Here is a 20,497-nt window from a genome sequence, read left to right as displayed (position 1 = left end):
GTGAGTAAGGGTGCTGTGCGGGGGAGCAAAGGGGCGGTTCCTGTGCTGTGCCGGTTACGGGCGCATGGAGGCTGACCGCGCATCGGTCGCATTGTCCGGACATTGGAACCAATGCGGCGACACTCGAGCGGATCCCAGGGCCGCCTTCAGGGCCTCACGAGCAGTTGGAACTCGAAGGAGTAGCGGGTGGGCCGGTAGGTGTGGGTGCCGAACTCGACCGCGCGCCCGGTGTCGTCGAAGGTGACGCGCTGCATGGTGAGCAGCGGGGCCCCCTCCTCCTCGGCGAGCCGCTCGGCCTCGACGGCGGTGGCGCCGCGCGCGCCGATGGACTGGCGGGCGCTGTGCAGGGTGATTCCGGCGGAGCGCATCATCCGGTACAGGCCGGTGGCCTCCAGCTGGGCGGTGTCCAGGTCGAGCAGGTCGGGCGGCAGGTAGTTGCAGAGGTACGCCATCGGCTCGCCGTGCGCGAGGCGCAGCCGCTCGATGCGGTGCACGTCGCTGTCCTCGGCCACCCCGAGCGCGGCCGCGACCTCGGCGGAGGCCGGGACGAGGGTGTTGACCATGACCTTGGTGGCGGGGCGCTGACCTGCCGATTCCAGGTCGTCGTAGAGGCTGCTGAGCTCGAGTGGGCGCTTGACCTGGCTGTGCACGACCTGCGTGCCGACGCCACGGCGGCGTACCAGCAGGCCCTTGTCGACGAGCGACTGGATGGCCTGGCGGACGGTGGGCCGGGACAGGCCGAGGCGCGCGGCGAGCTCGATCTCGTTGCCCAGCAGGCTGCCGGGGGTGAGAGCTCCGTGCTCGATCGCGGCCTCCAGCTGCTGGGACAGCTGGAAGTACAACGGCACCGGGCTGCTCCGGTCCACACTGAGTTCGAGCGACACGGTCGGGTCCACATCTGGTTTCGGCACGGGCCCGAGCGTAGCTCCGCGCGCTGTTGACGGGAAGTTGTGTAGTTCGATTGTCCGGACATATGCATTGACAGGGTGGGGTCTCGGGCCACATTTTGTTCACATGCGCATCGGCGTCATCGGTACGGGCCGGATCGGCACCATTCACGCGAACACGCTCAGTCGTCATCGCGATGTCGGCTCTCTGATCCTCACGGACGCGGACGGCGCGCGGGCCCAGGAGCTCGCGAACCGGCTGGGGGAGACGGCCGCGCCGGGGGTGGACGAGATCTTCAGATGGGGCGTGGACGCGGTGGTGATCACCACCGCCACCTCGGCGCACGCCGAACTGATCGGCCGCGCGGCACGCTCGGCGCTGCCGGTGTTCTGCGAGAAACCGATCGCCCTCGACCTGCCGGGCACGCTCCAGGCGATCGGCGAGGTGGAGTCGGCCGGGACCGTTCTCCAGATGGGGTTCCAGCGCCGCTTCGACGCCGGGTACACGGGCGCCCGGGAGGCGGTGCGGTCGGGACGCCTCGGGCGGCTGCACACGGTGCGGGCGCTGACCTCGGACCAGGCGCCGCCGCCGGCCGCGTGGCTGCCGCTGTCCGGCGGGCTGTACCGGGACACGCTGATCCACGACTTCGACGTCCTGCGCTGGGTGACCGGGCGGGAGGTCGTGGACGTGTACGCGGCCGGCTCCGACGCCGGACCCGCGATGTTCCGTGACGCGGGCGACGTCGACACGGCCGCGGCGGTCCTCACCCTCGACGACGGCACCCTCGCCACGGCGACGGCGACCCGGCTGAACGGCGCCGGCTACGACGTCCGGATGGAGCTGGCCGGGGAGCTGGACCAGATCGTCGTCGGCCTGGACGACCGCACGCCGATCGCCTCCACCGAACCGACGGGCCCACCGGCCGCGACCAAGCCGTGGACGGGGTTCCTGGAACGGTTCGGGCCGGCCTACGAGGCCGAGCTGAACACGTTCGTCGAGGTGGTCCGGGGCGAGCGGCCCAATCCCTGCGACGGGCGTGAGGCGTTGCAGGCGCTGCGGATCGCGGAGGCGTGCGAGGTGTCGCGGCGGGAGCGGCGGCCGGTACGGATGGCGGAGCTGCCGGGCTGAGCGGTCCTCCGAACCCGTACGGCCCGATCCCCCCGCATGGGGGCCCCGTACGGCGCTACCAGCGCACCGGAAGGCTGCGCAGCCCCCGTATCAGCATCCCCGGCAGCCACTCCCCCGGCGGTCCGTCCAGGGCCAGGTCCGGCGCGCGGTCCAGCAGGCTCCGGATCGCCGTACGCGCCTCGAGGCGGGCCAGGGGAGCGCCCAGGCAGTAGTGGATGCCGTGGCCGAAGGCGAGGTGGCCCCGGGGGTCGCGGCGGATGTCGAAGGTGTCCGGGGCCGGGTAGCGGGTGCCGTCGCGGTCGGCCGCGGTGAGGCCGACCATGACGTGGTCGCCCTCGGCGATGGTGGTGCCCGCGATCTCCAAGGGCTCGGCGGCGTAGCGGAACGTCGCGTTCTCCACCGGTCCCTCGTAGCGCAGTGTCTCCTCGACCGCGCCGTCGATCAGGCTCATGTCGGCGCGCAGGGCGGCGAGTTGGGCGGGGTGGGTGAGCAGGGCGTGGACGCCGTTGGTGATGAGGTTGACCGTGGTCTCATGGCCGGCGATCAGCAGGAGGAAGGCCATGCCCAGCAGTTCCTGCGGGGAGAGCCGGTCGCCGTCCTCGGCGGTGGTGCGGATGAGGTCGCTGAGCAGGTCGTCGCCCGGTCCGGCGCACCGCTTGTCCTCGATCAGCTCGCGCAGGTACGCGTCGAGCCGGACGACGGCGTCGTAGGAGTTCTCGGGGCTGGTGGGCGCGACCACCTCCGTCGACACCTTCCGGAACTCCGTGCGGTCCATCTCGGGCACGCCGAGGAGCTCGCAGATCACGGTGATCGGCAGGGGGTAGGCGAGGGACTGCACCAGGTCGCCGCGGCCGTACGGCAGCATCGCGTCGAGGAGGTCGTCGGTGATCTCCTGGACCCTGGGCCGCAGTTCCTCCACGCGGCGCATCGTGAAGGCGCGGGAGACGAGGCCGCGCAGCTGGGTGTGCTCGGGCTGGTCGGCGCCCAGCAGATGGCGGCCGATCAGCTCCTCCTCGTGGAACGTCACACCGATCCGGCGGCCGTCCTTGGACAGGCGGGGGTCGGCGAGCGCGGCCCGTGCCTCCTCGTGCCCGACGACGAGCCAGGCCCGGTAGCCGGGATCGGAGCCCGGCGGCCGGACCCGGTGCACCGGGCCGCGCTCACGCAGTCGCGCGTACACGGGATGCGGGTCCGTGCGGAACGCCTCGCCGAACTCGCCCAGGTCGACCACTTCTGCCATGAAGTTCCCTTCCCCTCCCTCCGAGAACGGACAGCACGCCCCGCTAGTGCCCGGATTCCCCGGACTCCGGGGCTTCGGCCCCTTCCTCCAACAGGCCCGCGTCGTACGCGAGCAGCGCGATCTGCACCCGGTTGTTGAGGTCGAGCTTGGCCAGGACGCGTGAGACATGGGTCTTGACGGTGGCCACGCTCATGAAGAGCTCCGCGGCGATCTCGGCGTTGGACAGACCCCGGCCGACCGCGACGGCCACCTCGCGTTCGCGGTCGTTGACGGCGGCGATCCGCTCACGCGCGCGTGCCCGGCGGGTGTCGGCGGCGGTGCCGGCCGCGTGGTGCATCAACTGCCGGGTGACGGTGGGCGACAGGACGGGATCGCCGGCCGCGACCCTGCGCACCGCGTCGACGATCTCCGCGGGCGGGGTGTCCTTGAGGACGAACCCGGCGGCGCCCGCGCGCAGGGCGCGCAGGACCTGTTCGTCGGCGTGGAAGGTGGTGAGGACCACGACCTGGGGCGCGTCGGGCCGGATGCGCAGCCGCTCGGTGGCGGTGATGCCGTCCATGGACGGCATCCGGATGTCCATGAGGACGACGTCCGGGCGGGTGCGGTCGACGAGCGCGTCGACGTCCTTGCCGTCGGCGGCCTCCCCGACGATCTCGATGCCGTCGGCACCGCCGATCATCAGGGACAGGCCGGCCCGTACCAGCGGATCGTCGTCGACGAGGAGCAGTCTGATCGCGGTCATGGGGCTTACGTAATCACGGTTTCGGGGTCCTACCGGCTGTCGTCGGCCACACAGCCGCACTCCGTGCCGGGACCGCCGTCGCCACACCGATGCACCATCGGGCGTCACCACGAGGAGTCATGGGCGGGATCGCTCCATGCGCACCGTGTACGCCCTGTTCGCGGACATCGACGACTACCCGTCAGACCACTGCGAGGCTGCGTCAACGACGCGCGGGCGGCGGAGAGTCCGCTCGGATCCCAGAGCGCGAAGACCGACACGCGGACGCTGAACGGCGCGCAGGCCACCTGGGCGGCCGTGCCGGTCGGCATCCGGAACCACCTCGGGCGCTGCGGCCCGGGCGACACGGCGCTGCTGTGGTTCTGCGGGCACGGCAGCCGGCGCCCCACCGACGATCCGTGCGTGGCGAGCGGCTGGTCGGAGGCGCTGGTCTGTCACGACAGCCGGTACGCGGGCGGACAGCCCCTGCTGGAGGACGCCGAACTCGGCGCACCGCTCGACGAGATCGCGGCCCGAGGCGCCCATGTCGTCGCGGTCCTCGACTCCTGCCACTCGGGCGGCGCGACCCGGGAGCCGCGGCGCGGTGTGGACCGACAGCCGTGGTGGCGTACGGCCGCGACGCGCGAGACGCTCAGCACCTGCCCGGCCCGCATGCCGGACAGCAGGGTGCCGGAGGGCAGGGCCGTCCAGTCGTAGAGCCGGTCGTACGCCTGGGCCGCCGTCGGGCAGTCCGGCCGGTCGAGGACCAGCGTGCTCAGCCGGCCGAGGGTCCTGTCCGTCGAGCCCGCCCGCCCGTGTTCATGGTCTGCCGGATCTCCCACGGCAGCGTGCCCAGGTCGTACGGTGTCGCCTCCACGTCTCCGCGCTTCCACCTCGCAGTCTCCGTGGCCCAACGGCCCCAAAAGCCCCATGTCGTACCCAGGTTGTCGATCTCGAGCGCGTCCCGGTGGGTGGGAACGGGGTGGTTTCAGGACAGGAGAGCGGCCGAACACCCGTTGTTCACCGGCCGGTTCGCGGGGCGGGGTGAACACCCCTTGCGCGGCGCCCAGTTCACGCCCATGGCAGCCACGCCCGCACCCCGAACCCCCCGCCCGCCTCCGGCCCGTGCTCGAGCCGCCCGCCGGCCAGCGACGCCCGCTCGGTCAGCCCGATGAGCCCCTGCCCGGAACCCGGTACGGGGGCCACCTCGCCCTCGGGTGCGGGGTTGCGGACGGTCACGGCGAGTCCCTCGCCGGGCGCGCCCTCGACCGAGACGGTGACCTCGGTGCCTGGAGCGTGTTTGCGGGCGTTGGTCAGGCCCTCCTGGGCGATGCGGTAGGCGGTGCGGCCGACGGAGGCGGGGACGGCGGCGGGGTCGGTGACGCGGGTGTCGAGGCTGACCTTCATGCCGGCCTCACGGGACTCGGCGACCAGCGCGTCCAGCGCGGCGAGGGTCGGCTGGGGGCGGCCCGTGTCGTCCTGGTCCCCGGTCCGCAGGACGCCGATGATCTCGCGCAGGTCCTGGAGCGCCTCGTGCGCGCTCTCCCGGATGACGCCGGCCGCGCGGGCGACCTCCTCCCGGGGTGCGTCGGGCCGGAACTCCAGCGCGCCCGCGTGCACGCTGAGCAGGGTCAGCCGGTGGGCGAGGACGTCGTGCATCTCGCGGGCGATGGCCTCGCGGGCCAGCCGCTGCGCCTGCTCGGCCCGCAGCCGGGCCTCGGTCGCGGCGCGCCGGGCGCGGTCCTGGAAGCTCAGCACGAGCTGCCGCTTGGACCGTACGACCATGCCCGAGGCGACCACCACCGCGGTCATCAGCACGAAGATGACGACGGTGACGAGATACGGCAGGTCGGGGTCCGGGCGGATCCAGAAGTAGAGCGGGATCCCCGCGATGGTGGCCCCGCCCACCCACGCGACGTACCGGAACGGCCGGTGCACGGCGAGGGTGAACACGGCGATGAGGCAGGCGCCGCCCGCGGTGTCCGAAACGAACCCCACGGGGAGCGAGGCGACGGCCAGCCCGACGGGCCAGCGGCGACGCAGCCACACCGCGGCGCAGGCGACCGCGCCGATCACCTGGTCGAGGCGGGCGAGGCCGTCCGGGACATGGGGGTTGGAGGTCACCGCCTCCGCGCCGACCAGGCCGACGATCACGGCCACCGCGAAGCAGCTGAAGTCGACGAGCCAGTCGCGCGCGGTGCGCCGGGGCCGGCGCCCGGGGCGCTCGCCGTCCGGGTCCAGCTCCTTCAGGACGGCCGAGGGCATCAGCCAGCGATGCCCCGCGAACGCCGGGGGCACCACTGCGGGCTCGTCTCCACTCACGGTCGACAAATCTACGCACGGAAGGCCCGTGCCACCTCCGCGCGGACGGGATCTCCGACCAAAGTCGGCGGGCCGCCTACTTTCGGCGCGGCCGGACCGCGCGGACCGCAGACTTCCGTCGCATGCGCCTCGCCCCGCGGCCGATGTCCGTGGGGGGTCCGCGGGGCGAGCGTATGCACATGAAGCAACTGCTGGAACTGCTCGGATTCTTCGCCCTGGTGCAGGGCGTCGCCGGTCTGGTGCACGAGTTCACCGACTGGCACTGGGGACTCGTACAGCGGCTCGGCTTCCTCGACGGCTACGGGCTCTACGCGAGCGTCGCCCTGCTCGTGCTGGCGATCGCGCTGTTCGCCGCCGCGGAGAGCCGGAAGTCAGGCTGAACGCGGGCCGGGCCTCCGGCTGGTCCCACCCTTCCTCGACGAGGTTCGACTCGGCTCAGCAGCTGTAGTTGACCAGCTTGAACGTGACGTAGTGGTCGGCCGTGTAGTAGTCCTCCTGGGTCTTCTGGCCGGTGACGATACGACGGGCTCCGCGCGTGGACGATCCGGGCGTGATGACCGTGTACTCGTGGTAGTAGCTGCTCGACTGGCTGGGCAGGACGCCTTCCCGGTTCTGGAAGACGGTGCCGTCCTGGGAGTACGGGTAGGGACCACCCTGCTCGATCAGGTCGAGCGTGTCGTGCGCCTGGGAGGGCAGGGCGCTGTAGCAGATACTGCCGACCGCGGCGGCTGCGGGGGAAGCCGTGGCGACGGTGCCTCCGACGAGGAGGGCGGACAGTACGGCGGCCGCGGCGCCGATGCGAGTGATTCGTGGGGGGAATCTCATGCCCTCATGATGACGCGCGTAGACAGTGGCATGTCAATGACAACTCCGGAGATTTTCCCGTCAAGTCCGATGAGTTTTCGCGGAGTTAACCTGCCGCCCGGCGTCCCCACGCGGTCCCCACAAGTACCAGCGCGCCACCCGCCAGGCCCAGCGCGCCGAGCCGTTCCCCGCCGAGCGCGATACCGGCCAGGGCGGCCCACAACGGCTCGGTGCCGAGGAGCAGGCTGACCCGGGACGGGGAGGTGCGGCGGACCGCCCACATCTGCACGAAGAACGCGAACAGCGTGCAGAACACGGACAGGAACAGCAGCCCGGCCCACTCGCGCGGCCCGAAGTCCACGGCCGTCTGCCAGGGCGTGGCCTCGGCGCCCGTCGCCAGGAGCACGAACACCGCCACGGCGGCGCCGAGTTGGACGGTGGTCAGGGAGAGCGCGTCGGCGCCCTGGACGGACTTGACGCGGGACATCGCGAGGACGTGGACCGTGCGGGCCAGGGCCGCGAGCAGCATGAGCAGATCGCCAAGGGAGGGCGAGGTGAAGCCGCCGCCCTGGGTGAGCAGGACGACGCCGAGCACGGAGAGGGCGGCGGCGCCGAGGAAGGCCCGTGAGGGACGGATGCGGGTGACGGCGGCCTCGGCGAGCGGCGTGAAGATCATGGTGAGGCTGATGATGAGGCCCGCGTTGGTGGCCGAGGTGTGGACGACGCCGTACGTCTCCAGCAGGAAGATCACGCTGAGGATCAGCCCGAGGAGTCCGGCCCCGCGCCACTGGGCGACGCTGAGGGCGCGCAGCGAGCGCCACCCGACGGCCACGAGGGCGGGCAGGACGATCGCGAAGCGCAGCACCAGGACCGCGATCACCGTGCGGGCGGTGGTGATGTCCTTGGCGGCGAGATAGCTCGCGCCCCACACGACCGCCACGAGCAGGACGGGCAGGTCGGTCAGCCAGGTGCGGCGGGGCGCGAGGACGCCCGGTACGGCGATCGAGGACATCTGGGCGGCTCTCCCGGTCTCCATCGGTGATGTGGAGACGTCGGTGGCTCGCACGCGGAGCGATCACCGTACCCGCGCGGCCTGATTTCGCCTAGGGGTTTGCGGGGAGCTCGTACGACCCGTATTCCGGCCGTCCCGCCAGGTCGTACGTCTGGATGGAGGCGCCCGTGGAGGTGATGAGCCCGCTCCGGTGCGTGAAGGCCGTCGGCAGGCTGCCCTCGGTGAAGAGGCGGCGGCCGGCGCCGAGCACGACCGGGAAGGTGATCAGGTGGACGGTGTCGATCAGGTCGAGATTCAGCAGGGACCGCAGGAGCGCTCCGCTGCCGTGGAGCTGGATCTCGCCGTCGGTGCGCTCCTTGAGGGAGGTGACCTCCTTGGCGAGGTCGCCGCCGATCACGGTGGTGCCGGCCCATTCCGGGTCGGTGAGGGTGGACGAGGCGACGTACTTCGGCAGGGCGTTGAGCTTCGAGGCGACCGGGTCGGCGGGGTCGGTCACCTTCGGCCAGTACCCGGCGAAGATGTCGTACGTACGACGGCCGAGAAGGAACGCGCCGACGTCGGCGAAGACCTGGCCGACGAACCGGCCGAAGTCCTCGTCGGCGTACGGGACGGTCCAGCCGCCCTGTTCGAAGCCGCCCCTGGTGTCCTCCTGGGGGCCGCCGGGGCCCTGGTAGACGCCGTCGAGGCTGACGAAGATCTGGGAGACGAGCTTGCCCATGACGGGTGCCTTCTCTCTCGGGTGGGGTCTGTTGCCATCAGCTCAGACCCCACCGGCGCCCGCAACTCATCGGTGGCGCGTCACCCGGCGTTCGTCGAGAACAGACCACCCGTCGGGCCCTGCTTGTCGCCGCCCTGGGCCTTCTTCAGGGCGTTGGCGAGACTCTCGATGGTGAGGGACTGGAGGATGACGCGGCCGTTGCCCTCCAGGGTGGCCAGGGAGAGGCCCTCGCCGCCGAGGACGGCGTTCATGATCCCCTGCCGGTTGAGGCCGCCGACGCGCTGGACGCCGTACCGGATGCCCTCCTCGAAGGCGACGACGCAGCCCGTGTCGACCTCGATGCGGCCGCCGAAGTCGGCGGGATCGAGGTCGATGAAGTTGCCGGCGCCGGCGATGATCACGGTGCCGCGGCCGGTGAACTTCTCCAGGACGAAGCCCTCGCCGCCCTTCATGCCGGTCCTGCCGCCCTGGAAGGCGATGCCGAAGTCGACGGTGGACTCGGCGGCGACGAAGGCGTCCTTCTCCGCGAACCACGCGCGCGTGCCGTCGAGTTCCAGGGCCCGCATCTCACCGGGCAGGACGCCCGCGAAGCCGACGGTGCCCTCGCCGCCGGTCGACGTGAAGTACTGGAACGCCAGCGACTCGCCCGCGAGCGCGCGCTGACCGACCTGCATGGCGGTGCCCATGGCCTGGCGGAGCATGCCGCCCATGCCGCCGGCGCCGCCCTGGGGCTGCTGGCCGCCGGGGTTCGACGGGCCGCCGAGGCGGGTCTCCATGGTCACGTTCGTGGTCTTGAACAGGAACTTTCCGGCCTCGCAGTACACGGTCTGACCGGGCTGGAGGGTGACGACCGCCATCTGCATGGCGTTGCCGACGATGTCTTGTTGAAGGGTCACGTCAGGAGAACGCGAGAAGCGGAGGAAAGAGTTCCGGCTATCTGACGGGAGCCCGACCTCGGTGTCCGTTCGCCGCCAGCAGGAGCGCCCCCGGACCGCTGGGATGGAGCCATGACTACTTCTCTGAACGGCAAGGCGGCTCTCGTCACGGGTGGCAGCCGCGGTATCGGCGCGGCGACGGCGCTGCGGCTGGCCCGGGAGGGCGCGGACGTGGCCCTCACGTACGTGAACGGCAAGGAGGCCGCCGAGGACGTCGTACGGGCCGTCGAGGCACTGGGACGCCGTGCGGTGGCCCTGCGGGCGGACTCCGCGGACGCGGCGGAGGCGGCGGGGGCGGTGGACCGCGCGGCGGAGGCGCTGGGCGGCCTGGACGTCCTGGTGAACAACGTGGGCGTGGGGGTCCTGGGCCCGCTGGAGGACCTGCCGCTCACGGAGGTGGACCGGGTGCTGGCGGTCAATGTGCGCGGGGTGTTCCTGGCCTCGCAGGCGGCGGCCGCGCGGATGTCGTCCGGCGGCCGGATCATCACCGTCGGCACCTGTATGACCCAGCGGGTGCCGGGCCCCGGCGGAACCCTCTACGCGACCAGCAAGTCGGCCCTGATCGGCCTCACGAAGGCGCTCGCCCGGGAACTGGGCCCCCGCGGCATCACCGCGAACATCGTCCACCCGGGCCCGACCGACACCGACATGAACCCGGCGGACGGTCCGTACGCCTCCGGCCAGTCGGCGATGACGGCGCTCGGGCGGTTCGGGACGGCCGACGAGGTGGCGTCGATGATCGCCTACCTGGCGGGGGCGGCCTACGTCACGGGCGCCGAGTTCGCGGTGGACGGAGGCCACGCGGCCTGACACACGCGTGGGGCGCACCGGAGCTCTCGGGCCCGGTGCGCCCCACGCGCGCGTGCGGGTGTCAGCCGCCCAGCTCCTGGTGACGGGCCGCCAGGGCCGCCGCGCCGGACTCCGTCAGGGAGCCGTACAGCCGCAGTCGGGAGATGCCGCCGTCCGGGAAGATGTCCACGCGCGCGTGGGTGCCGACCGCCGGGGCCGGGAGGACGAAGCGGTGGTTGGTGTCGGGCTGGAGTCGGGTGCGCGGGAGGATCTCCGTCCACTCGCCGCTCTCGCCCTCCTTGACTGACACCGAGGCCCAGCCGGCGCTGTTGCCCTTCAGGTACGCGGTGTCGATCTCGATCGCGCGGATCCGGGACCGGGCCGCCAGGCGGTAGCTGATCCAGTCGTTGCCCTGGTCGCGGCGGCGGCGGGTCTCCCAGCCGTCGTCCATCTTGCGGGAGCGGCCCGGCTGGATGGTGTTGGAGGCCGGGGAGTAGAAGAGGTTGGAGGCGTCCTCAGCCTGGCCGCCGTTCTCCAGGGCGACCACGTCGAAGGTGCCGAGGACCGACAGCCACCGCGGGTCCGGGACGACCTCGCCGTGGACGCGCAGGCGGGCGATGCCGCCGTCGGGGTGCTGGTTGACGCGCAGGTGTGTGAAGCGCTGCTCGACCGCCACCTCGAAGCCGTTCGCCGCGTGGCCGCCGACCGCCGTGCGCGGAACCAGCGTCGTCCACTTCACGTCGTCGCCCAGCAGTTCCTCCGGCGACGGCGAGCCCGCCACCGACGTGGCCTCGACCGACACCGCCTGCGGGTAGTTGCCGCGGAAGTGGGCCGTGTCGACGACGATGCCGCGGATCACGCCGGGCGCGCCGAGGCGGACCAGCGCCCAGTCGTGGTCCTCGGCCGTCGGCCACGGGTGCCCGGCGGAGGCACCGCGGCGGCGGCGCGTCTCCCAGCCGTCCATGATCTTGCCCTTGTGCCCGAAGTGCTCGGGGTCGAACTCGGCGCGCTCGGGGATCAGCAGGTTCTCGCGCTGGGCGAAGAACTCGTCGTTGGCGGCGATGACTCCGGCACCGAGCTGCCGGGCGGCGAGGTCGGCGTACCGGGTGAAGGGGAAGTCGGCGGTGCGGTAGTCGGCGTACGGGTCACCGCCGCCGTACGGGTTCGCGTCGCCGGTGAAGCTCGGAATCGCCGTCAAAGGTCTGCCTTTCGAGAGTCGGCCGCTGCGGGTGCGGAAGTCTGAATCAGTGGTCCCGGGTGAGAAGTCGGCCCTTCGGCTCCGTGAACTCGCCGCCCTGGACGATGCGTTCGCCGCGCAGCCAGGTCGACTTCACGACGCCGTACAGGGTCTTGCCCGCGTACGCCGTCACGCGGTTGCGGTGCTGGAGTTCGGCCGGGTCGACGGTGAAGGTCTCGTCGGGCGCGAGGATCGCGAAGTCGGCGTCGCGGCCGGCCTCGATGGCGCCCTTCTGGCCGAGGCCGACGAGAGCGGCCGTACGCGCGGACATCCATTGGACGACGTCCTCCAGCGAATGCCCCCGCTTCCGCGCTTCCGTCCACACCGCGGCCAGGCTCAGTTGCAGACCCGAGATACCGCCCCACGCCGTGGCGAAGTCGTCCGTCTTCAGGTCGGCCGTCGACGGCGAGTGGTCGGTGACCACGCAGTCGATCGTGCCGTCGGCCAGCGCCTGCCAGAGCAGGTCCTGGTTGGCGGACTCGCGGATCGGCGGGCAGCACTTGAACTCGCTGGCGCCGTCGGGGACTTCCTCGGCGGTGAGGGTGAGGTAGTGCGGGCAGGTCTCGACCGTGACGCGGACGCCCTCGGCCCTGGCGGCGGCGATGAGCGGGAGCGCGTCACTCGACGAGAGGTGCAGGACGTGCACGCGCGCGTCCAACCGCTTCGCCTGGGCGATGAGTTGGGCGATCGCGGTGTCCTCGGCGTCGCGCGGACGGGAGGCCAGGAAGTCGGCGTACCTGGGGCCGCCGTGCTGCGGGGCGGCCTCCAGGTGGTGCGGGTCCTCGGCGTGCACGATCAGCAGGCCGCCGAAGGAGGTGATCTCGGCCAGCGACCGGGCGAGCCGGTCCTGTTCCAGGTGCGGGAACTCGTCCACGCCGGACGGGGACAGGAACGCCTTGAAGCCGAAGACACCGGCCTCGTGCAGCGGGCGCAGGTCCTTGACGTTGTCGGGCAGGGCACCGCCCCAGAAGCCGACGTCGATGTGGGCCTTGTCGACGGCGACGTCCTTCTTCGTCCGGAGGTTGTCGACCGTCGTCGTCGGCGGCAGGGAGTTGAGGGGCATGTCGACGAGGGTGGTGATGCCGCCGGCCGCCGCCGCGCGCGTGGCGGTCCAGAAGCCCTCCCACTCGGTGCGGCCCGGGTCGTTGACGTGCACATGGGTGTCGACCAGGCCGGGCAGGACGACGTGGTCGCCGACGTCCTCCAGGCGGGCGCCCTCCGGGACAGCGGCGTCGTACGGCAGGACGGCCGTGATCTTCCCGGCGGAGACGGCGACCGAAGCGGCGCGCGTCCCTTCCGGAGTGATGACGCGCGTCGAGCGCAGCACCAGTTCTACGTCGGACACCCGGACCCCTCTCTGTCGCCGTTGTTACTTCCGGGAAACGGGATTTACTCCCACGTAACGGAATTCAACGTTCTGTTGAAGGAGTCTTCACTCCCGCTTCCGCGCCGTCAAGGGCACACTTCTCCACAGGGCCTCGATACGCCACACTCTGGACGTTTCCACAAAGCGGAATTAGAATTCCGACAGGCAGAACGTAGCTACGCACCAGCGGGGAGTCAACCGACTGGCGGGTAGGCTTCTGCCCTTTCCGCCCGCCCGCCCGCCCCGAAAGGAACGCGCCGTGCCGACGTCCAGCGCCAGCACCACCGACTCCGCCAAGTCCACCACTGGCGGGGTCCAGTCCCTCGAGCGCGCCTTCGACCTGCTGGAGCGGATGGCGGACGCGGGCGGCGAGGTCGGCCTCAGCGAGCTCTCCGCGAGCAGCGGACTGCCGCTGCCCACCATCCACCGCCTCATGCGCACACTCGTGGCCTGCGGATACGTCCGTCAGCAGGCCAACCGCCGCTATGCGCTGGGCCCGCGTCTGATCCGCCTCGGCGAGTCCGCGTCCCGGCTGCTCGGCACCTGGGCCCGCCCCTACCTGGCCCGGCTGGTCCAGGAGACCGGCGAGACGGCGAACATGGCGCTGCTCGACGGCGACGAGATCGTGTACGTCGCCCAGGTGCCGTCGAAGCACTCGATGCGTATGTTCACCGAGGTCGGCCGACGCGTCCTGCCGCACTCCACGGGTGTGGGCAAAGCCCTCCTGGCGAACGTCCCCGACGCCGAGGTGCGCGCCCTGCTCTCCCGTACCGGCATGCCGGCCGCCACGGAGAAGACGATCACCACCCCGGAGGGCTTCCTCGCGGCCCTGGCGGATGTACGCCAGCTCGGTTACGCGGTCGACGACAACGAGCAGGAGATCGGCGTCCGCTGCCTCGCGGTGTCGGTCCCCGACTCCCCCACCGCCGCCGCCATCTCGATCTCCGGCCCGGCGGGCCGGGTCACCGAGGCGGCCACGGACAAGATCGTGCCGGTGCTCCAGCAGGTGGCCGGGGAACTGTCCGAGGCGCTGGCCACCCAGAGCCCCGCGTGACCGGCTTAATGCGCCGGCCGGGCCGGTACACCGACCGGCACGGCACCGAGGAGATCGTCATCGAGTCGGACGGCCGGGAGCTGATCCGTACGACCATCAGGGGCGTCCGCTTCGAGGGCGACTCGATGGACGATCTCGGCGCCCTGGGCGGTGCACCGCCCGAGCTCGCGTTCTCCTTCTTCGGCGGAGGTCTGTGCTCCTGCCTCCTGGAGTGGGAGGTTCCGCTGCCCGTCGACGTGGCGGGGGACGGCGTACGGCCGGGTGTGCTGCACTGCGCGCTGCGGATAGGGGACCCGGCGGGTCCGGGGCGCGGCCTGGACTCGGAGACCCTGACCGTCACCCTGCGGCTGGACGGACACGAGTACCACGTCGTCGACGGCCCGGGCGACCTCGAGCACGCCCTGCACGCCCTCCAGCGCGAGTTGCCGAGAGTGGCCCGGCTCCGGGCCTGCGTCGCGTGCGCCTGGTCCGACTACCACCCGGCCGGCAGCCCGATGATGGCGGGACTGGCCTGCTTCCGTGACGCCAAGGACCTCTACCGCCGGGTGGACGGCAAACACGGGCCGCACGGCATCTTCGCGGTGTGGCACGAACAGACCGAGCTCGTCCAGGAGACCTGGCTGTGCGAGGAGTTCGAGCACCGCACCTCGGACCACGGCTACCGAGGGGGGTTCCCGTACCGCAGGCCGCTCTGAACCTAGCGCCGCGGCTCCCCGAACAGATCCACCGCGTTCCGTACGTCCGTCAGCCCCCGCGACAGCGCGCTCATCGACCCGATCGCCCCCGCGATCAGCAGCAGCGACCTCCGCAGCCGGGGCACCTCCGGTGTCCCGTCGACCGTCATCGCGGCCAGCGCGGCGAGTTCGTCCTCGGCGATGCCGCGGTCGGGGAACTCGGCCGGATGCGCGGCGAGTTCGCGGCGCAGCCGGGACACCGCGGTCCGCAGGCCCGCCACCCTGGGGTCCTCGTCGCTGCCGGTCACTGGCGCCCTCTGTCCCAAGCTCCGCAACACAGCTCTCCCCCCTCGCACGCCGTTGTGCGCCTACGTCGTGATCCCGCCCGAACCGCCCCATGGCGTTGGTCGGGCGCCGGGGACGGGGGTCAGTAAACGCCAGCCGACAGGGGCCGCGCCACTCCGCGGACCGAAATTCAGCCCTCGGAAACCGGCCGGTGCCCGGGGCGTCAGGTATGCAGGACCCATGACGGACAACGCGCACCAGGTCGCCGGGCTGCTCCTCGCCGCGGGAGGCGGCCGGCGGCTGGGCGGACGCCCCAAGGCGCTGCTCGGACATCGCGGCAGGCCATTGATCGAACACGCGGTGGGCGCCCTGCGCGCGGCGGGCTGCGCGCGCGTGCACGTGGTGCTGGGCGCCGCCGCCGACGCCGTACGCGAGACCGCGCGGCTCGACGGCTGCATGCTCGTGGACAACCCCGAGTGGGAGCGGGGAATGGGCTCCTCGCTTCGAGCCGGTCTCGACTCGTTCTCCGGCACGGACGTGCGGGCCGCGCTCGTGTCGCTGGTCGACCAGCCCGGTATCGGACCCGAGGCGTACGCGCGCGTGCTCGGCGCGTACAGGTCCCCCGGCTCCCTGGTCTCGGCCGCCTACGACGGCGTACGCGGACATCCCGTGCTCTTCGGGTCCGCCCACTGGGCGGGGATCGCCGCGACTGCCACCGGGGACCGGGGGGCACGTGCCTATCTGAAGGAACACGCCGGGGAGATCGCCCTCGTGGAGTGCGGGGACGTCGCCCGGCCCTACGACATCGACACCGTCGAAGATCTGCTGCACCTTGAGTGAGCGAGGTGGCACTCAGCGCCACGTTCCCTCGACTCGGAGAATCTCGACATCAACAAACCATTGAACTTCCACGATGAGGAAACTAGTATCCACTGATCAGAAGCGCCCTACCGCTCCCAGGGCGTTCCTCGCCGTACCCGGTTCGAGTGGCACCCGGTGCCAACGCTGAAGGAAGTGACAGCTCATGTCCGCACCAGCGCCGTCCCCGCTGGCCATCGTCGACGCCGAGCCCCTGCCCCGGCAGGAGGAGGTGCTCACCGACGCGGCCCTCGCCTTCGTGGCCGAGCTGCACCGCCGGTTCACGCCCCGCCGTGAAGAGCTCCTCGCCCGCCGTGCGGAGCGCCGCGCCGAGATCGCCCGCACCTCCACGCTCGACTTCCTCCCGGAGACCGCCGCGATCCGCGCGGACGACTCCTGGAAGGTGGCCCCCTCCCCCGCGGCCCTGAACGACCGCCGCGTCGAGATCACCGGTCCCACCGACCGCAAGATGACCATCAACGCCCTCAACTCGGGTGCGAGGATCTGGCTCGCGGACTTCGAGGACGCCTCGGCGCCGACCTGGGAGAACGTGGTCCTCGGTCAGGTCAATCTGGCCGACGCGTACACCCGGAACATCGACTTCACCGACGAGAGGTCCGGCAAGTCGTACGCCCTGCGCCCGAACGAGGAGCTCGCCACCGTCGTCATGCGACCGCGCGGCTGGCACCTCGATGAGCGCCACCTCGTCGCCGCCGACGGCTCCCAGGTCCCCGGCGCCTTCGTCGACTTCGGCCTGTACTTCTTCCACAACGCCCAGCGGCTGCTCGACCTCGGCAAGGGCCCGTACTTCTATCTCCCCAAGACCGAGTCGCACCTCGAAGCCCGCCTGTGGAACGACGTGTTCGTCTTCGCGCAGGACTACGTCGGCATCCCGCAGGGCACCGTCCGCGCCACCGTCCTGATCGAGACGATCACGGCGGCGTACGAGATGGAGGAGATCCTCTACGAACTCCGCGACCACGCCTCCGGGTTGAACGCCGGCCGCTGGGACTACCTGTTCTCCATCGTCAAGAACTTCCGTGACGGCGGCGCCAAGTTCGTCCTGCCGGACCGCAACCTGGTGACGATGACCGCCCCGTTCATGCGGGCGTACACCGAACTCCTCGTCCGCACCTGCCACAAGCGCGGCGCGCACGCGATCGGCGGCATGGCGGCGTTCATCCCGTCCCGCCGGGACGCCGAGGTCAACAAGGTCGCCTTCGAGAAGGTCCGCGCCGACAAGGACCGCGAGGCCGGCGACGGCTTCGACGGCTCCTGGGTCGCCCACCCCGACCTGGTCCCGATCGCCCTGGAGTCCTTCGACAAGGTCCTCGGCGACCGGCCGAACCAGAAGGACCGGCTGCGCGAGGACGTCCACGTCGAGGCCGCCGACCTGATCGCGATCGACTCGCTGGACGCCAGGCCGACGTACAACGGTCTCGTCAACGCCGTGCAGGTCGGCATCCGTTACATCGAGGCCTGGCTGCGTGGTCTCGGCGCGGTCGCCATCTTCAACCTGATGGAGGACGCGGCCACCGCCGAGATCTCCCGCTCGCAGATCTGGCAGTGGATCAACGCGGGCGTCGAGTTCGAGAACGGCGAGAGGGCCACCCCCGAACTGGCCCGCAAGATCGCCGCGGAGGAACTCGCCGGCATCCGCGCGGAGCTCGGCGAGGAGGCGTTCGCCGCCGGCCACTGGCAGCAGGCCCACGACCTGCTCCTGGAGGTCTCCCTGGACGCCGACTACGCGGACTTCCTGACACTGCCCGCGTACGAGCAGCTCAAGGGCTGACGTCCTCCTGCGCGGCCTTGTCCGAGTGGCCCAGGGACCTTCCCGGGGCCACTCGGTCGCGTACGGCCTGCTTCACGGCGGTGGGCTCCGGGAAGCCCTGCTCCCTGCGGTCCCAGACGACCTCGTCGTCGACCCGGACCACGAAGACGCCACCGGTGCCGGGCTTGAGCGACAGCTCGCCCAGCTCCGTCTCGAAGGTCGTGAGCAGCTCCTGCGCCAGCCAGGCCGCGCGGGGCAGCCAGCGGCACTGGGTGCAGTACTCGATCTGTACGACGGGACTCATCCGAGGTGTACCGACCAATCCTGTTCCGCCGCCGGTTTGCCGTGCAGGTCGGGGACCCGCTTCAGCCAGTCCGGACGGCCCTGCTGTGTCTTCGCCGCGCGGCGGGCTTCCTCCGCGGCGAGTTCCTCCCGGGTGGGGAAGTCGGTGGGCAGCCAGGCCTGGGAGGCCTGCACGCGCGCGTGGAGGTACTCCACGTACGCCTCACGTGCCAGGGACGGCGTGTCGAAGTCCGTGAGCCAGGCCTCGGGGACCTCGGCGACGACGGCGCGCAGCAGTTCCTCGGTGACCTTCGGCGCCAGCTCCGCGTCGGCGGCGCGTACGTCGGGGGCGTAGTGGCCGAGGGCGTGGTGGCGGAAGTCGTAGCGCCTGGCGGGGTCCGAGCCGTCCCAGCGGTGGTGGAAGACGAGGGCCGCGCCGTGGTCGATCAGCCACAGGCGCGGGGGCGCGATGCCGAGCGTGGGCCAGACCATGAGGTTGGAGCTGTGGACCGTACGGTCCACGTTCACGGTCAGGGCGTCGAGCCAGACGATCCTGCCCGCCTCCAGGGGATCGACCCGGAAGGTCCTGGCGACCTCCGGGGTGAGGTCCGCGGCGCCCGACAGGTAGTCCATGCCGAGGTTGATGCCCGCACTGGCGCCGTGGAGTTCGCGCACCTCCTGGTGGGGCTCGCTGTCGGCGATCGCCGGGTCGAAGTGCACGAGGACCAGTTCGGGGAAGCGCAGACCGAGCGCGCGGGCCAGCTCGCCGACGATCACCTCGGCGACCAGGGCCTTGCGGCCCTGTGCGGAGCCGGTGAACTTCACGACGTACGTCCCCAGGTCGTCGGCCTCGACGACTCCGGGCACGGAGCCGCCGGACCGCAGCGGGGTCACGTATCGAACAGCAGTCACATCGCGCAGCACACCGGCCAGGGTAATTCAGATCAGGTGACGGCCAGCGGGTTCGGCAGGGGGAGGTAGCGCGCGTCCGCGCCGTCGGCTCCGGTCCAGCGCAGCAGCAGGTTGGTCTTGCCGGGGAGGGTGGGCGAGGCGAGGAGGGCCCTGGTCTCCGGGAGGTCGTGGCGGGCCAGTTCGCGGCGGGCGGCGGGCCACGGGTCGAGACCGGGGTGCCGCTCGGCGAGGACGGCCGCGACCTCGCACAGATGGTTCACGACCAGCGTGTAGACCAGCCGCTCCCACCCGGCCGCCCGGTCCACGTCCGACAGCAGCTTCACGCCCTCCGCGTCCCGGAACAGTGCCTGCACGGGTGTTCCGTCGGCGTCGACGGCGACCAGCGTGTTCTGCAGATGTGCCTCGAGTACGACGCCGTGGTCGGCGAAGGCGGCGAGGGCGGGCGGTACGACGGCGCGCAGATACGCCTCCCACCAGGCCGCACCTGTGGACGGGCTGCCCTCGAAGCCCTCCACGAGGCCCGCGGCGAGCAGCGGGGTGGCGCCGGTCCTGAGGTGGCCGTGGAAGCCGTCGCGGACCAGGACCGCCAGTTCCTCGAAGGCGAAGTCGGCGGTGCGGTAACCGCGGTCCGACAGCCAGGCCGCCGGACCCCCGGCGAACGCGCGGGCCGCCGCGGTGTCGGTCGTGCGGAGTCTCAGCAGGTCGTGGCGCCACAGGCGGCGGATGTCGTTCGTGATGCGCACGTCCAGGCTGAACTTCAGGAACAGGTCGTGCCCGGGGGCGTACAGGGTGCGGATCGCGGCCGTGGGCCAGGCGTCGAAGCCGGTGGTGCCGAGGCGGATCAGACGGCCGTCGGCGAAGGCGTCCGAGAGGTCGACCAGGTCGAGCTGCCAGGGGTGGGCGGGCAGCAGCCGGTAGCCGGGCGGGGCCGCGCCGAAGGCGTCCAGGGCCGCGGTGTCGCCCTCGTCCACGACCGTGTCCTCGCGTACGCCGAGCAGCGTCAGCGGGAAGCGGGCGTGCGCCTCGGGTGCGTACGGCAGCCAGCCGGCGGCCGGGCCGCCGCCGCGCGCCTTGGGGGCGGGGTGGTACGGGTGGCCGGTGAGGAGGGACTGCTCGGAGAGCAGGTACGGGTCCGTGGGCGGCGTGGCACGCGCGCGTGCGGCGAGGATCGCGGCCACCGCGTCCCGGCTGTCGATCATCTCGGCGGGCAGTTCGGGGTTGGACAGGCCGGTGTGGCGGGTCAGTTCCTCGACGACGAGCTTCACGAGTTCGGTGTGACCGATGCGCCGCCAGTGACCGCCGGTGTCCACCTCGGGGTCCGCTGGCCGCCGTTCGCCGCGCACCCGCAGCAGTCTGCCGCTCGGCAACCGGTGCGTGCGCAGCTCGCCGGGGCCCGGGAGCGGCTCGGCGACCTCGCGCAGCAGACAGTTGAGCAACGGCGCCGCAGCATGGGCGTCGGCGGCGGCCGGGGGAATGAGGTCCACGCGGTTCACTCGTTCTC

Annotated in this window: 22 protein-coding genes; 8 read left to right on the top strand and 14 right to left on the bottom strand. The window is 71.7% G+C overall.

All coding sequences use genetic code 11. From position 1 onward, the window contains the following. Nucleotides 1-146 precede the first annotated feature (146 nt). Nucleotides 147-884, bottom strand: a complete 738-nt coding sequence (locus tag ACWD3I_RS16350; protein ID WP_365402234.1) for a GntR family transcriptional regulator — start codon at nt 882-884, stop codon at nt 147-149. A gap of 130 nt (nt 885-1,014) precedes the next feature. On the opposite strand from ACWD3I_RS16350, the gene ACWD3I_RS16345 reads away from it, so the two are divergent. Further along, a complete protein-coding gene (locus tag ACWD3I_RS16345; RefSeq protein WP_365402196.1) occupies nt 1,015-2,016 on the top strand; it encodes a Gfo/Idh/MocA family protein in 1,002 nt (333 codons plus the stop codon). A gap of 55 nt (nt 2,017-2,071) precedes the next feature. On the opposite strand, the gene ACWD3I_RS16340 is transcribed toward ACWD3I_RS16345, so the two are convergent. Next, nucleotides 2,072-3,256 carry a cytochrome P450 family protein gene (locus tag ACWD3I_RS16340; RefSeq protein ID WP_365402193.1) on the bottom strand — a complete coding sequence of 395 codons (1,185 nt, stop codon included), beginning with the start codon at nt 3,254-3,256 and terminating at the stop codon, nt 2,072-2,074. A gap of 43 nt (nt 3,257-3,299) precedes the next feature. Next, on the bottom strand, nt 3,300-3,998 hold the full coding sequence (locus ACWD3I_RS16335) for a response regulator transcription factor (protein WP_365402190.1): 699 nt from the start codon (nt 3,996-3,998) through the stop codon (nt 3,300-3,302). A gap of 297 nt (nt 3,999-4,295) precedes the next feature. On the opposite strand from ACWD3I_RS16335, the gene ACWD3I_RS16330 reads away from it, so the two are divergent. Further along, nucleotides 4,296-4,694, top strand: a complete 399-nt coding sequence (locus ACWD3I_RS16330; RefSeq protein WP_365402187.1) for a hypothetical protein — start codon at nt 4,296-4,298, stop codon at nt 4,692-4,694. A 354-nt stretch (nt 4,695-5,048) separates the two neighbouring features. On the opposite strand, the gene ACWD3I_RS16325 is transcribed toward ACWD3I_RS16330, so the two are convergent. Continuing rightward, complete coding sequence (locus tag ACWD3I_RS16325) at nt 5,049-6,308, bottom strand: sensor histidine kinase (protein WP_365402184.1); 1,260 nt, start codon at nt 6,306-6,308, stop codon at nt 5,049-5,051. A gap of 170 nt (nt 6,309-6,478) precedes the next feature. Between ACWD3I_RS16325 and ACWD3I_RS16320 the strand changes: the two genes are divergently transcribed. Next, on the top strand, nt 6,479-6,679 hold the full coding sequence (locus tag ACWD3I_RS16320; protein ID WP_365402181.1) for a hypothetical protein: 201 nt from the start codon (nt 6,479-6,481) through the stop codon (nt 6,677-6,679). Nucleotides 6,680-6,734: 55 nt separating this feature from the next. Here the strand turns inward: ACWD3I_RS16320 and ACWD3I_RS16315 are convergent, their stop codons facing one another. The 4 genes from ACWD3I_RS16315 to ACWD3I_RS16300 form a co-directional block, all read right to left on the bottom strand. Next, nucleotides 6,735-7,124 carry a ribonuclease domain-containing protein gene (locus ACWD3I_RS16315; protein WP_365402178.1) on the bottom strand — a complete coding sequence of 130 codons (390 nt, stop codon included), beginning with the start codon at nt 7,122-7,124 and terminating at the stop codon, nt 6,735-6,737. A gap of 85 nt (nt 7,125-7,209) precedes the next feature. Beyond that, entirely contained in the window at nt 7,210-8,115 is a 906-nt protein-coding gene (locus tag ACWD3I_RS16310; RefSeq protein ID WP_365402231.1) for a DMT family transporter, read from the bottom strand. Nucleotides 8,116-8,206: 91 nt separating this feature from the next. Continuing rightward, nucleotides 8,207-8,833, bottom strand: coding sequence for a dihydrofolate reductase family protein (locus tag ACWD3I_RS16305; RefSeq protein ID WP_365402176.1), 627 nt, complete (start codon nt 8,831-8,833; stop codon nt 8,207-8,209). An 80-nt stretch (nt 8,834-8,913) separates the two neighbouring features. Further along, complete coding sequence (locus tag ACWD3I_RS16300; RefSeq protein ID WP_365402173.1) at nt 8,914-9,729, bottom strand: AIM24 family protein; 816 nt, start codon at nt 9,727-9,729, stop codon at nt 8,914-8,916. Between the two features lie 111 nt (nt 9,730-9,840). Between ACWD3I_RS16300 and ACWD3I_RS16295 the strand changes: the two genes are divergently transcribed. After that, nucleotides 9,841-10,578 (top strand): SDR family oxidoreductase, encoded by a 738-nt coding sequence (locus ACWD3I_RS16295; RefSeq protein WP_365402170.1) that lies wholly within the window; start codon nt 9,841-9,843, stop codon nt 10,576-10,578. Between the two features lie 61 nt (nt 10,579-10,639). Here the strand turns inward: ACWD3I_RS16295 and alc are convergent, their stop codons facing one another. Continuing rightward, on the bottom strand, nt 10,640-11,755 hold the full coding sequence (alc, locus tag ACWD3I_RS16290; RefSeq protein WP_365402167.1) for an allantoicase: 1,116 nt from the start codon (nt 11,753-11,755) through the stop codon (nt 10,640-10,642). A gap of 46 nt (nt 11,756-11,801) precedes the next feature. Beyond that, a complete protein-coding gene (gene allB, locus ACWD3I_RS16285; protein ID WP_365402164.1) occupies nt 11,802-13,139 on the bottom strand; it encodes an allantoinase AllB in 1,338 nt (445 codons plus the stop codon). A gap of 280 nt (nt 13,140-13,419) precedes the next feature. Between allB and ACWD3I_RS16280 the strand changes: the two genes are divergently transcribed. Both ACWD3I_RS16280 and ACWD3I_RS16275 read left to right on the top strand, forming a co-directional pair. Next, nucleotides 13,420-14,214 (top strand): IclR family transcriptional regulator, encoded by a 795-nt coding sequence (locus tag ACWD3I_RS16280; protein WP_365402161.1) that lies wholly within the window; start codon nt 13,420-13,422, stop codon nt 14,212-14,214. After that, nucleotides 14,211-14,909 carry a DUF6304 family protein gene (locus ACWD3I_RS16275; protein WP_365402158.1) on the top strand — a complete coding sequence of 233 codons (699 nt, stop codon included), beginning with the start codon at nt 14,211-14,213 and terminating at the stop codon, nt 14,907-14,909. The genes ACWD3I_RS16280 and ACWD3I_RS16275 overlap by 4 nt, the downstream gene beginning before the upstream one ends. A gap of 2 nt (nt 14,910-14,911) precedes the next feature. Here ACWD3I_RS16275 and ACWD3I_RS16270 read toward each other — a convergent pair whose 3' ends face one another. After that, nucleotides 14,912-15,196: a DUF5955 family protein gene (locus ACWD3I_RS16270; RefSeq protein ID WP_365402155.1), complete on the bottom strand. Its 285-nt coding sequence runs from the start codon at nt 15,194-15,196 to the stop codon at nt 14,912-14,914. Nucleotides 15,197-15,413: 217 nt separating this feature from the next. Between ACWD3I_RS16270 and ACWD3I_RS16265 the strand changes: the two genes are divergently transcribed. Together ACWD3I_RS16265 and aceB are read left to right on the top strand one after the other, a co-directional pair. Next, nucleotides 15,414-16,013, top strand: coding sequence for a nucleotidyltransferase family protein (locus ACWD3I_RS16265; RefSeq protein ID WP_365402152.1), 600 nt, complete (start codon nt 15,414-15,416; stop codon nt 16,011-16,013). 184 nt (nt 16,014-16,197) lie between these two features. Continuing rightward, entirely contained in the window at nt 16,198-17,823 is a 1,626-nt protein-coding gene (gene aceB, locus ACWD3I_RS16260; RefSeq protein WP_365402149.1) for a malate synthase A, read from the top strand. Here aceB and ACWD3I_RS16255 read toward each other — a convergent pair. The 3 genes from ACWD3I_RS16255 to ACWD3I_RS16245 are packed head-to-tail and all read right to left on the bottom strand — an operon-like array spanning nt 17,813 to nt 20,489. Next, nucleotides 17,813-18,106 carry a SelT/SelW/SelH family protein gene (locus tag ACWD3I_RS16255; RefSeq protein ID WP_365402146.1) on the bottom strand — a complete coding sequence of 98 codons (294 nt, stop codon included), beginning with the start codon at nt 18,104-18,106 and terminating at the stop codon, nt 17,813-17,815. The genes aceB and ACWD3I_RS16255 overlap by 11 nt on opposite strands. Continuing rightward, on the bottom strand, nt 18,103-19,008 hold the full coding sequence (locus ACWD3I_RS16250) for a HipA family kinase (protein ID WP_365402143.1): 906 nt from the start codon (nt 19,006-19,008) through the stop codon (nt 18,103-18,105). Before ACWD3I_RS16250 ends, ACWD3I_RS16255 begins: the two co-directional genes overlap by 4 nt. A 20-nt stretch (nt 19,009-19,028) precedes the next feature. Continuing rightward, on the bottom strand, nt 19,029-20,489 hold the full coding sequence (locus tag ACWD3I_RS16245) for an IucA/IucC family protein (protein WP_365402140.1): 1,461 nt from the start codon (nt 20,487-20,489) through the stop codon (nt 19,029-19,031). Between the last annotated feature and the right edge of the window lie 8 nt (nt 20,490-20,497).

Source organism: Streptomyces sp. NPDC002817, assembly GCF_053592055.1.
Note: the sequence above shows the minus strand (reverse complement) of the source record. Positions and strands in the feature narration are given on the sequence as shown.

Excerpts from the sequence above, each read along its gene's own strand:
- ACWD3I_RS16335 (WP_365402190.1), bottom strand. The coding sequence starts at position 3,998 with ATGACCGCGATCAGACTGCTCCTCGTCGACGACGATCCGCTGGTACGG.
- ACWD3I_RS16295 (WP_365402170.1), top strand. The coding sequence starts at position 9,841 with ATGACTACTTCTCTGAACGGCAAGGCGGCTCTCGTCACGGGTGGCAGC.
- aceB (WP_365402149.1), top strand. The coding sequence starts at position 16,198 with ATGTCCGCACCAGCGCCGTCCCCGCTGGCCATCGTCGACGCCGAGCCC.
- ACWD3I_RS16265 (WP_365402152.1), top strand. The coding sequence starts at position 15,414 with ATGACGGACAACGCGCACCAGGTCGCCGGGCTGCTCCTCGCCGCGGGA.
- ACWD3I_RS16320 (WP_365402181.1), top strand. The coding sequence starts at position 6,479 with ATGAAGCAACTGCTGGAACTGCTCGGATTCTTCGCCCTGGTGCAGGGC.
- ACWD3I_RS16310 (WP_365402231.1), bottom strand. The coding sequence starts at position 8,115 with ATGTCCTCGATCGCCGTACCGGGCGTCCTCGCGCCCCGCCGCACCTGG.
- ACWD3I_RS16345 (WP_365402196.1), top strand. The coding sequence starts at position 1,015 with ATGCGCATCGGCGTCATCGGTACGGGCCGGATCGGCACCATTCACGCG.
- ACWD3I_RS16340 (WP_365402193.1), bottom strand. The coding sequence starts at position 3,256 with ATGGCAGAAGTGGTCGACCTGGGCGAGTTCGGCGAGGCGTTCCGCACG.
- ACWD3I_RS16255 (WP_365402146.1), bottom strand. The coding sequence starts at position 18,106 with ATGAGTCCCGTCGTACAGATCGAGTACTGCACCCAGTGCCGCTGGCTG.
- ACWD3I_RS16305 (WP_365402176.1), bottom strand. The coding sequence starts at position 8,833 with ATGGGCAAGCTCGTCTCCCAGATCTTCGTCAGCCTCGACGGCGTCTAC.
- ACWD3I_RS16315 (WP_365402178.1), bottom strand. The coding sequence starts at position 7,124 with ATGAGATTCCCCCCACGAATCACTCGCATCGGCGCCGCGGCCGCCGTA.